Genomic DNA, 11899 nt, shown 5'->3' with positions numbered 1-11899 from the left:
TTCAGGCGTTACTTACATGGTGAGCAAAAACTGGTAGGGAACGGCATTCTTCATTAACCTCATGCGTAAATTGTGTGCAGGGCATATGGAACATCCCTCTGAGTTGGAAAACGCATGCAGGCATGGCTGTGCATGGAGATTAAATGTCGAACTGATGAATGAATTACCAAGTAATCAATCGGATGCTCCAGCAAGTGTCCACGTGGTGGGGCAGATTGAGGGCAAGTATCCACCACCGGATTTAATTGCGAGTGAGAGCGGTGCAGCGAGGTTCGCCTGGGAAGAATTCGTGTATGGTCGAATTCGGAATCTGGGCACGAGGCGAGCGTATTGCCACGCGGTCGAGCGATTTCTCACGTGGTGCCAATCCAGATCGGTGCGACTCGTTTGCATTGCACCGGCTCATGTCGGCCGCTATCTGGATGAGCAGCCGTATGCAGCGGCCACCAAGAAACTTCACCTGTCTGCCATTCGGCATTTTTTTGACGAGTTGGTGTTGCGACATGTCGTCATCCTCAATCCCGCCGCTTCGGTTCGTGGCGAGCGTCTTCAGGCTGTCGAAGGAAAAACGCCGGAAATCTCTGCGAAACAATGTCGGACGCTGCTTGCCAGCATCAACGTAAGCCACGTTGTGGGTCTTCGCGACCGGGCGATTATTGCCATTTTGATTTATACGGCTGCCCGTGTCGGAGCCGTCTCCCGCTTGCGTCGAAGGGACTTCTACGATCTCGGCGACCAGTTCTGCTTGCGGATGACCGAGAAAGGAACTAAGCACCGTGAGATCCCGGTTCGGCACGAATTGCGGGGGTTCTTGCTAGCGTATCTGAAGGCCGGTTGCTTGGAATACTCCGACAAATCGTCGTCGTTGTTTCGCACAACGACACGGCGAACGAAACACCTGACCCTGAATAGGATGACCGCAGACGACATGGGGCGGATGGTCAAACGCCGACTCCGCGATGCGGGTCTTTCGGAAGAGTTTTCACCACACTCATTTCGCGTCGCTACGATTACTGACCTTCTAATGCAATGCGTTCCCATGGAGGAGGTACAATTTCTGGCCGGTCACTCCGATCCCCGAACGACTCGGCTCTACGACCGGCGGCAGCGGCAAGTGACACGCAATATCGTCGAGCGGATATCGATTTGAGTGGCAATGGCACTCTGCTAGGTCTGATTTACTTGGAAACGCAGCGTGCGATGCACCGACGGATCGAAAATACGCCGCCAAACGCCACCTGCGTTGTCGCGTGAGATCAGCCAGATCCGAACAGTCGATTACGTCTACCTGCGCTTCAACAAGAGATCAACGCTAAGAGTCTTGTTACCACGCTCGACTTTGATCGACACTTTTCGGTCAGGTTCAAACATCAGTTTTTGTCCGAGTTCAAACATGTCGAGTTTCGATGCTTGCCGACGGTCCAGCTCGACGATGATATCACCTCGTTGAAGGCCGACGAGATCCGCAGGTCCATCGGGGTGAACGCGATGGACAACCTTTCTACCGTCGATTTGAAGGATCGCCATTCCGCTGGTGGCGTTCGGTTCCGGTTTATCAAAGCGCTCCCCTTTGTCGACAATGAGCACGCTGTTGGGAAAGTCGCACCGAAGCCTGTACCGCGACAGGTAATTCAAGCCCAATGCGCTCATCGGATCCCGGTCGAGACGGAGATTTCGATGCGAGAACGGCCCGAGTGTGAGCTGATCGACAAACCCAATACGATTGTCGACCTCACCACTGACAGTCCAGCTTTTCTGCCCATCGCTTGGCTTGAGCAGTTCCTCTTGACTTAGCGCATCATACACGTTCGTTCGAACCGTGGTGATGTTCGCACCCGTGTCAACAAAACATCCTTCGTGCCGCTTGCCGGGAAGCTCGACCATCGCCACAGGGCAGCCTCGTTTCCAGGAAAGCGGAACCCGATGGCCAAGCCGCATCCACTTCTGCGGAGCAGATTCCATCAACCGCATTCGGCCCCGATCGAAGTCGACATCCATCGCGTAGCTTCTCAAGAAATCCATTCCCAGAACTCCGAAAATGTCTTGCCCGGAGGCCATCCGTATTGGTTGTAGATCGAGACATAGAACGGTTTCGATGCGATCCAGTCCCCAAGGACCAATCTTTGCCTGCGGACAATCAAAGACTTCCACTGAGAGAAAACCGGCCGACGTTCGAAGCCGCTGTTCTCCCCGAAGCACGCCCAACTTAGTTCTCAGCGATCGGTCGAATGCCGTTTTTCCCGCCCCGGTGTCAACAATGAACCGGAAATCCTTTCCATCCAGACTGACCAGCACCAGCAGTGGGCGGCCATCGCGTCCGACAACAAACTCGGCAGACTTGCGTTCCGACGCATTACTATTCGAGATGCCTTGAGCGGACAAGGGGCCGAGCCCGAGTATGCTCGTCAACAGCAGTACCGCAAACCGTGTTTCCACTTGTAGGAAGTTCATGGTGTTTCGCTTTCTCCTATAAAGGCACAACACTACTCGCACCCACCGCGCGAACACCCCAACCGTTATGTTTTTGAAATGAGCCAGAGAACGCCGAGCGACTGATGGGTTCACTTAAACCACACGATAAAGATATTGGCGAGATTGAGACAACAGCTCTCGTCACGCATGAAAAGCTTTTAATTTGCGATTAATGTTGCACACGGGTCTTGTTGCAAAGAGTGAAGTAGGAATATCGCGTTTGCTGACCTTGTGATCTGATTCTGATGCTCACGACATGTCGTTGTTGTCGCCAATAGGCATTCCCCACTATGAATCAACTCTTTGGCTTAGGGGTGAGCGGGCAAGACAAAGAAACCACACAGATGGCGGGCACATTGGAGTCGGCAGTTTGATTGACTGAAGACGGTCGCCGATGTTCATTTGACCGTGAAGGGCGTGGAGATCTGATGGGCGAGAAATTGATGATCATCCGTGAAGAGTTGAAAAAAGCTTGAGAGCACGACACCAACAGTGCCCAGAGCCGTTGCCGCCGCGATCAGAAACATAATGACGACTTGGTACTTCACGGCCTGAATCGGAGCGACCCCGGCCACGAGTTGACCAGTCATCATGCCTGGCACGCTAACGATACCAACGACCATCATCGAATTGATGATCGGAATCATGCCGGTCCGAACCGAGTGCTGGATTGGCGCTCGGGCGGCTTCCCAGCGAGTTGCGCCAAGGGCGAGGAGCGTTTCCACCTGATCACGACGGGTCACGAGTGTTTCGGTGAATGTGTTCAGCCCGACAGAGATGCCGTTAAGCGTGTTGCCGAGCACCATTCCCAGCAGCGGAATTGCGTATTGCGGCTCGTACCAACTGTCAATTCCCTGCATGACGGCGAACAGTGCGAAGGACGTGACGATCCATGCACTGGCCCACACGGATAGGATGGTATTCAGCCAGATGCCGGGATACCGCCGCTCATTGCGACTGGCCGCAGTGAGACCAGCAATCAGTGACATGATGCATGCCAGCCCTATGACGACATACCAGCGATCCCATCGAAAAACCCATTCGAGAACCAAGCCAACGAGGAGCAGTTGAACTACTGTGCGAGCACTGGCAATCAGCAGCGACCACTCCATTCGCAGCCTGAGCACAACCGAGATTGCTCCATTGACAACAATTAAGAGGGCGGCCAAGGCCACTTGCGAATAGGAGAGTTCAACATACTTATCCATAGTCGCCTCGTGATAACTTACCATTGCTGACTTGAAATACAGACTCCGACACATGTACGGCTTGTTCGTGGTTGTGCGTCACCCAGACAGTCGCGCGGGCCGATGGCATTTCATCAAGCCATTTGGTTACCAGTGTTTCGACCGCCTTCGTTGACGCGGAATCGAGGGCGGCAGTCGGCTCGTCGAGCAGAAGGACACGCGGTTCAATCTGGATCGCCCGCAGCAAAGCGGTAAACTGCAATTCACCCCCAGACAAATCCCGCTGCGATTTTTGAAGAAACGAATCATCTCGATTCAGCAGTGACAACCACTCAGCGATTCTTCCGCGATCAAATCGCTTGTCTTTGTGATTTCGCAACGTGAAGGGATGTCGCAGGTTATCTTCAACGGTTCCTTCCAACAGGGTCGGCCGCTGCTGCAAGTAGACGACTTGACTGCGGAGCGTTGGGATTTCATTTCGGCGCATACGCTTGCCGTGCCAACGGAGTTCACCAGCATCGATACGATCGAGCATGGCGAGAGATCGCAGCAACAGCGTCTTGCCGCTGCCCGTGGGGCCGACAATCGCGATGCGGTCACCGCCACGAATCGATAGCGATACATCATCCAACAGTACACAGTTGCCAGCCGACCGGCACAGGCCGACTGCCTGAAGGAGAGCCGGATGATGTGGCGACGACGTGTCTTCATGATTCGTACCATTCACGCGACGACTCATCCCCGTATCAAAAACCAAATCAACCCAATTACTGCACTTAGACCCAGAGTAGAAATCATTCCTGTTTTGAATCGAAACATGGCCACGAACGCGGCAGTGGCAATGATGAGCGCGGCAAGGTCGAGGGTCGCAAAGTTGGGAATAAGGATTTTCGCACCGAAAGCATGCGTCTCACTGACTTTTCCGAAGATCGTATGGAGCGAAAACCAGATTGACAGGTTCAACACGACGCCGACGACTGCCGCAGTGATGGTAGAAAGCGCAGCGTTCAGAGACGGGTTTCTTCGTAGGTATTCGATATACGGCGCACCGAGAAATATCCACAGGAAGCACGGGACGAACGTGACCCACGTCGTCACAACCGATCCAATCACGCCCGCCAGCATCGGATGCAGCTCACCGGGATTCCGATACGCTCCCATGAACCCCACGAACTGCACGACTTGGATCAACGGGCCGGGCGTCGTTTCAGCCATCCCCAGCCCGTCGAGCATTTCACCCGGTCCCAGCCAGTGGTGCGTCTCAACTGCTTCTTGAGCGATATACGCCAGCACGGAATACGCTCCGCCGAACGTCACCACCGCAGTTTTGCTGAAAAACAATGATTCCTGCGAATAGACGCTGTTCGACCCGCTGAAGGACAATAGCCCGGCGATCGGGAGAAACCAGATGAGCAGCCAGACAACCAGCACACCGAGTGTGCGTTTCAGGCTGGGGCGAACGGCAACCGTGTGATCATCTGCAATAACGTGCTGGTTGGGTTCATCATTCTTCGTCGCGTGCCCCTTGATCACGACAAACGTATCGGGCCACAGTCTTCCGCCTGCGTAGCCCACCATTGCCGCCGCAAGCACGATCAACGGAAACGGCACTTGAAAGAAAAAGATCGCGACGAACGCCAATGCCGCGATTAGCACCATGATGCGGTTCTTAAGCGACCGTTTGCCAATGCGGATCACTGCTTCGATTACCACCGCCACGACGGCTGGCTTGAGGCCATAGAAGATTCCCTGCACAAGACTGAGGTCTTGGTAACCGGCATAAAGCACGCTCAGCACCAGAATGCTCACGAACCCCGGCAGGACGAACAGCAGTCCCGCGACTAGTCCGCCGACCGTGCGGTGCAGCAGCCAGCCGATGTAGGTTGCAAGCTGCTGAGCTTCCGGACCGGGCAGCAACATGCAGTAATTCAGCGCGTGCAGAAACCGATTCTCACTGACCCAACGCTTCTCCTCAACGAGGATTCGGTGCATCACGGCGATCTGCCCAGCCGGGCCACCAAAGCTGAGCATTGCGACGCGGCACCAAACCCACAGTGCCTCTCGAAACGTCGGGTGGGCATTATTCGATATTGGCTGAGCATCGGGACTGATTCCGTTCGTGGTTTCCATATGACTATCAGATCCCTGTCATACTTTGCCGACTGCGAGAAAGTGCCGCTGCGTTGACTGAAGAATCTTGTGCTAGTTCTGTTCCATGAATTAGCCCGGTCCGTGTCTTGAGCACGTCTTCCAACGATCCTGTTTCATCGAAGTAGTCGATGATGTCGTCAGCCGGAAGCCGCCCAGTTTCCAGTCGTTTTTTCATTATGTTCAGCGGGCCAGCGTCAAAGCCGTGACGATTCAGCACGACGGGTGCCTGCGCGAAGACTTCGCCAGCCCGCTCGCGCACGGTCTCAGCTTCCAAACCGAAACGAGCCACTGCTCCAAGATCGTAGATGCGGGATTGGTCTCGCGAACGCCCTTTTAATCCCTCGTCCAACAGCAGTGTCAACCACAGCAGGAAGAAGGCGTGATAATCCTCCAGCCGATTTGTCGCCTCGAACAGCTTGAACTCCATGCGTCCGTTTTCTTCGGGATGCAATTCGATGGCGGGGGCAATCACGCTGCGGCGGTAGGTGCGAATCGACTTTCCAACTGTGCCGCGAATCTTCCACAGCTTGCCGCGATAGATAGGCGACGCGAGCGACAACGCGGCCAACGCAGGCGAATAGTAATTCACTTTCCGATGTAGATCAGCCACGTCGATGGGGTCGTTCAACTCGCGCGGCAGGCTGACGTTGATGTCCGGCCCGCACGTCGTCATCACCTCCATCGCCCACTGCCAGAAGTCGTACCGTCTCTTGTTCTGCGGTCCTTCAAAGTGATGCTCGGTCGGATGGTGTGAGAGTGACACAAGTGTGTAGCCGCTGCCTGACAGTGCGGCTTCCAGCCGGTCGTGCAGCGTTTTGAGGCATTCAAGGCACTCGCCGATTGACGAGCAAACAGGCGTGCGAATCTCGACGCCCTTGGGAAGGATGTCGATCGGCGAAAAGTCAGGGTTGGGAACGTGATATCCTTCAACGACATACGGCATTAACTTCCGATGTGGCGGCTCAAGTTCAAGACCGTCCATACTCGGCAGGTCGTCAAACGGGATTGCTTCCATGAGGTTGTGCAGCTCCGCAAAGGTCACGTCGTTGTGCCAGAGCGGACGAAACGTCGCTTTGTCGGCAAGCAGGTACTCTGCCTCGATGCCGAAGCGAAATCGATCGCGGTCAAATTGCATATCAAGAGACTCCTTTGCTTTGGTCACGACTCCAAAGACGCCTGTGTCGTGTCTGGCCCTGCCAAGTCGGGTAACCTTGCTTGCTGCTCATCGTCCTTCCTGCTCAGGCGTATCGGATGTCGAATCTTCCTTTGCTCCGACTTTGCGCGGATCCCAAGCGGTGTCCACGTCCAGTGCGGGCGAGCCAATCGCTGCGACCGCTTCCCACGGCACGAGTTTGTAGTTGTCGTGGGCGGCCTTGCCGCCGTTTGTGTTCTTGCCGTCCTCCACGACAAGCAACCCTTTCGGGAACGTGTCGTTCAGATGGATTGGAACCACGTCAATCGAGTCATCGGAAGTAGCCGCATCAACGGAATCGCTGCCGGTGACCTTGAAGGTCATGAGATACTTGTTGTCGCCTTCCCGCGCGTAGACTGTGTACGTGTAGTTGCCTTGATTGCTTGCCAGCAGATAGCCCGTCCCGTCGCGCTTGTAGTAGATGGTCAGCCCTTCCACATCCGCGACCGTGTGACCGCCGTCCGCCTTCGGTTGATCGACAAGAAATGGTTTCTCCACCGACTCGGAGGGTTCAGCACCAACACGCCAGATGCGGCCCGCGACTTCCTGTGCGAGGTAGAGCCGAGCGAGTTCATCGTCCGCGACGCAGCCCTCGATCTTGTAATCCGGGTCAGGGCCTTCGGGGTTCAACGTGAATCGGCGTGCAAGCTCCGCATCGACTTTGCCCGTCCCATTGTCGAAAATATGCCACTGCTCCACTTCGCCTTTCTGGGAAGTGACAATGGCGTAGTAGTCGCCTGTTTGCTCGCTGCGGTACAGGCAGGTGCCGTAGATCGTCAGGCCCGGTTCGATCTCGCGGGCGGAGACATCCAGCAAATCACGCGTCTCCGGGTTAACCGTGTAGAGCGTGATGGAGTTCGATTCCTTGTCGCCTGCGGCGACGATGGCGACTCGCTGCGCTTCAAGCGGGAAGTTATAGCGGACATCGACCATGCCTTTGGCGCCGTCGGCGTGGTAAAACAGTTCCTTGCCTGTCAGATCGTAAACTGCAATGCCGAACTTCGAGTCCGTGCCGATGACCGTACTCAGCGAGGGGTCTGTCGGATGGAGCCAGATACACAAGTCATCGCCCGCGTCGCCATCGCCATGCACCGGCGCCGTTTCCACGACGGCCGTTGCTGTAGGCTCCTGCGCCGCCGTACAGGCCATATTTGTGAACGCGCAGACGAACAGAATCAACAATGTCGTAAGTGGTGTGAGGTTTATTTTCATGAGTTTCCACCTTTCACATTCAGACCAGAAATCGCTGCTGTGGCCTATCGTCCGTCTTTGACATCATCATGAGCATCCTTGACGGCTTTCTGTGCGTCCAAAGCCGCACGAATCGCTGTTGCCAAAGACTGGGCCGATCCCTTGCCCCAATAATGCGTGAAATAGAATGCGGGTTTTTCGCCGATCATGTGGTTATGCAATGCGACGATATGAATCCCGTGCTTTCGCAGCGATCTGAGCACCGGTTGCACCTCGGATGCTGTCATGATGAAGTCGCCATCCACCGCAGCTAATTCGTCATTACCGGAAAACGCCATCCATGTTCCGAGTCCCATCGCGCCGCCAACCTTGACGCCATGCATCTCGCCGTCACGTCCGATTGAGATTTTCACGACGCCGTCTTGTGTTTGACCGTTGTGACCAACGATCTCTTCGATGCTCGTTTTGCTGAGCGTTCCCGAGGCGTCCGGACTTTTTCCGGGATATCGTGTCGCGGGGTGGCGGGCGTGGCTTCGTACTTGTCTGATTGCTTCCCACACTGCCTTGACACCCTTTGCGAGCGTCTCAGGGGAACCTTGTCCACCGATATGCATGAAGTACACCTTAGGCTCATCAAAGAAGAAGTGATTGTGCAATGCGGTTACTTCCAACCCATTGGCGAAAGCAGCATCCATCGCAGGCGTAACTTCATCTTGAAAGACGACGGTATCGCCCATCATCATTGCACCGTGACTCGTTCTTTTGAACACAGCCCAAGATCCCAATCCAGCGAACGGCTGGAGCGGCATACCGTCGACGGTGACTTTCACGTCATTACGTGGCCAGCCGATGCGGACCACGCCGTCTTTGAGCGTGGCCTGCGTACCTGCTGCATCGCCAATCTGCTTAGCATCAGTTTCGGCATATGCGGGAGCTTGAGCATTTGCATTGCCCGAAAACAGCATCAGTCCCACACATAAGGGTGGTAAGATCACGAGGTAGTCAAATGGTATTCGTAGCATGAGGTTTTTCTCCGTTTTCAAGGTCTACGGGCTTTCTGAATTGGCAACGTGTCTGGGGTACTCGTATCGCCCGATATTGTCACGTACCCACTCGTAGTAAAAACGAATACCACGATCTTCCTCGCTCTTGCCATAGCCGCCCATTTCAGGATGAGGAGCCGTGCCGCTGCCATTGGTGATCCCCTGACACCAGCCACTGTGAAACAACATGCAGGCGTTGGGAGCAGCGGCATATTGTTTGAAGTAGCCGAACATGATCGGGAACTCGTCGGCTTCGTACTTGCCGTCATTTTCGTATGCATCGTGACGCTGTGTTTCGACATTAACGACGAATCCTTCCTTGGGTATTACCTCTTCTTTTTGAATGATCCGCACCTGCATACCTGCGTAAGCTGTGCCAGTTCCGGATTTGAACGTGGGGCAGATACCCGCTTCGATCTCGGGTGCGAACTTGTTGAACCACGCGGTTAGCTTCGCCTTCTTTTCGGCTCCGTTCGGCTCACGAAAAATGTCGTGGTCGACACGCGAGTGGTTGTATTCGTGCATAACGTCGCAGAACACGTTTTTCAGCTTGCGACGGACGAGAAACTTCGCTGTTTCTTCGCATGCTCGTTGAATGGCGGCTTCGTCTTTGAGTTCATCGTCTTTGCGAGGCGAAAAGAGGCCCACCATCACGACCATGTCGCGGGCATTGGCTTCGCGTACGAGCCACTCCAGCCGTCGAGCAAATTCCGGTTTGAGTGAACCGTCCGCGTTGTACCCGCTTCGACCGCCAAACGGATTGGGATGTCCCGCGTTGCTGCCCTGAATGTAGACACCGATGCAGTTAATGCCGTGGGCAACCATGTTGTCGAGGTTTCGTACGTGCCTCTCGGTGACACCTTGAGTGTACAAGGCGTTGCCACACCGTAGCCCCCAAATCTCAATCTGCTTGCCGTCGAGAAACGGGCGATCTTCTTTGACTGAGAATTCGCGAGTCGCCGGTGGATCGTCCAGATCGAGTGACTGTACGGGCGTTGGTTTATCCGTACTTGAATCTTGCTGTGGAATTTTGGTGCTTTGAAATGCAGCCACTTGCCACGTGCCATTCAGGCGTGTCCATACTCGAAGGAATCGGAATTTGCCCGTTCCGATCGTGCCGTCCGTCTCTCGCCACTTGAGTGTTGAGATGCCAGTCACGATTGCGGTGTCGTCGAACACGCGCACTTTACGGTCAGACACATCAAACGAAAGGTAGCTGCTCTGCCACTGGACCTTGCCTTTCAACCATTCGGCCTTAGATCGAAAACGGCCCGATTGGCTGCCGTGCGTAAAATCCTCCGCAGTCAGGCAGTCGAACGTACCAAAGTCTCCATCCACGATGGCTTTGTCGAGAAGTTCTTCAAGTTGAAGAATCTCGTCCGTGCGCGGGGCATCAGCTCGCGCCGCAGTATTGATTAGCGCCACGAACGCCGCCACAACCATGAGGCACGTTCGATGTGGTCGATGTTTCGAAGAAGGATTCATTTGCATTGGCTCCTTACATTAAATGTGTCTGCCGTTACTCGTTCGCATTCGAAGCCGTGGTAGTCCTTGACAATACGACTCTCGCCTTCGCATACATTCCGGGACGGAAACGGCGTTCGGGGTTCGGAAGATCGATTTCGACGCGCAAAGTTCGCGACGCAGGATCGAGCACCCAGCTTGTGCGGGACACTGCGCCTTCCAACTCATCCTTGCCGAGTGCTGGGATCTGAATCCAAGCGGCATTACCCGTCCGGATGTAAACGGCTTCCCGTTCAGGTATGTCTACCGCTACGCGGAGCGTATCGATGCGTTCGACGACGAACAGAGGAGCCGGCGAGGCTGCTCCCGGTTGGACGAAGTGGCCGGTGTCGATGTTGCGCTGGCTGATGATACCCGTGAACGGAGACCGAATGCGGGCATACGCGAAGAGCGCTTCGAATCTGCTGACTTCGGCCTCGGCGACTTTCACACGCACTCGAGCCACCGTTTCATCCGCTTTGGCCTTGGCTAGTTCTGCAACTGCTGCGGCGACGTCTGACTCGACAGAGGCGACATGGGCGTTGGCTTCATCTTGCGACGCCTCAGCGGCACGCAATTCATTCTGTGTCTCGTCGGCGAGTTTTGCAGTCACCGAACCCTTCTCGACAAGTTGACGAATCCGCTCATATTCCGATTTCCACCGTTCAAATTCCCCTTTTGCCCGAGTGACACCAGCCTGGCTTTCCGCGATCCTCGATCGAGCTGCCTCAACCGATTTCTCTGCGACGGTTATCGCGGCCGTGGACTGCAACAACTCAGCGGCAGCCTGTTCAGCCAATGCCTTTTTCTGCAAAAGCTCCTGCAACATTTCCGGGACATCGATTTCAGCCAGGATTTCCCCTTCGGAGACTTCATCGCCTATGTCCGCGATCGCAACGCGTTGGGAGGCGTCGCCGTCATCTGATCGCGGTCGCGACTTCAGAACAAAGCCTTGAATTTTGGCGAACAATGGTGTCCGCTCGTACGGTTCGAGCCGGGCAGGTTGGATCGTGAACTCTGCGCCGGATACCTGTGAGCTCTCCTGGGCATTTGCTGGCGGCAATTCCAGCACGCCCCACAGTACGCAAACAATTAGAGTCAAGTGCCCATGGCGTCGGAATAATCGCTGAGAAGTCATCATGGATGGACAACACCTATCG

The 11899-nt window shown here is 55.1% G+C and carries 10 protein-coding genes; 1 reads left to right on the top strand and 9 read right to left on the bottom strand.

The window, feature by feature from the left end; translation table 11 throughout:
- The first annotated feature begins 85 nt into the window (after positions 1-85).
- Entirely contained in the window at positions 86-1150 is a 1065-nt protein-coding gene (locus ACQK2L_RS25945; RefSeq protein ID WP_425399955.1) for a tyrosine-type recombinase/integrase, read from the top strand.
- A gap of 134 nt (positions 1151-1284) precedes the next feature.
- Here the strand turns inward: ACQK2L_RS25945 and ACQK2L_RS25940 are convergent, their stop codons facing one another.
- The 9 genes from ACQK2L_RS25940 to ACQK2L_RS25900 form a co-directional block, all read right to left on the bottom strand.
- Positions 1285-2451, bottom strand: a complete 1167-nt coding sequence (locus ACQK2L_RS25940) for an aspartyl protease family protein (RefSeq protein WP_425399954.1) — start codon at positions 2449-2451, stop codon at positions 1285-1287.
- Positions 2452-2870: 419 nt separating this feature from the next.
- Positions 2871-3680 carry an ABC transporter permease gene (locus ACQK2L_RS25935; RefSeq protein ID WP_425399953.1) on the bottom strand — a complete coding sequence of 270 codons (810 nt, stop codon included), beginning with the start codon at positions 3678-3680 and terminating at the stop codon, positions 2871-2873.
- A complete protein-coding gene (locus ACQK2L_RS25930) occupies positions 3673-4416 on the bottom strand; it encodes an ABC transporter ATP-binding protein (protein WP_425399952.1) in 744 nt (247 codons plus the stop codon). Before ACQK2L_RS25930 ends, ACQK2L_RS25935 begins: the two co-directional genes overlap by 8 nt.
- Positions 4395-5789 carry a chromate efflux transporter gene (chrA, locus tag ACQK2L_RS25925; protein ID WP_425399951.1) on the bottom strand — a complete coding sequence of 465 codons (1395 nt, stop codon included), beginning with the start codon at positions 5787-5789 and terminating at the stop codon, positions 4395-4397. The genes ACQK2L_RS25930 and chrA overlap by 22 nt, the downstream gene beginning before the upstream one ends.
- 7 nt (positions 5790-5796) lie before the next feature.
- Complete coding sequence (locus ACQK2L_RS25920) at positions 5797-6945, bottom strand: glutamate-cysteine ligase family protein (protein ID WP_425399950.1); 1149 nt, start codon at positions 6943-6945, stop codon at positions 5797-5799.
- A gap of 87 nt (positions 6946-7032) precedes the next feature.
- Entirely contained in the window at positions 7033-8214 is a 1182-nt protein-coding gene (locus ACQK2L_RS25915; RefSeq protein WP_425399949.1) for a phytase, read from the bottom strand.
- Between the two features lie 44 nt (positions 8215-8258).
- Positions 8259-9236: a DUF1259 domain-containing protein gene (locus tag ACQK2L_RS25910; protein ID WP_425399948.1), complete on the bottom strand. Its 978-nt coding sequence runs from the start codon at positions 9234-9236 to the stop codon at positions 8259-8261.
- 3 nt (positions 9237-9239) lie between these two features.
- Entirely contained in the window at positions 9240-10721 is a 1482-nt protein-coding gene (locus ACQK2L_RS25905; RefSeq protein ID WP_425399947.1) for a nuclear transport factor 2 family protein, read from the bottom strand.
- A gap of 34 nt (positions 10722-10755) precedes the next feature.
- Positions 10756-11880, bottom strand: coding sequence for an efflux RND transporter periplasmic adaptor subunit (locus ACQK2L_RS25900; RefSeq protein ID WP_425399946.1), 1125 nt, complete (start codon positions 11878-11880; stop codon positions 10756-10758).
- Positions 11881-11899 lie beyond the last annotated feature (19 nt).

The sequence above is a fragment of the Aeoliella sp. genome, from assembly GCF_965227375.1.
In the GTDB taxonomy this organism is placed as follows: Bacteria; Planctomycetota; Planctomycetia; order Pirellulales; family Lacipirellulaceae; genus Aeoliella.
Note: the sequence above shows the minus strand (reverse complement) of the source record. Positions and strands in the feature narration are given on the sequence as shown.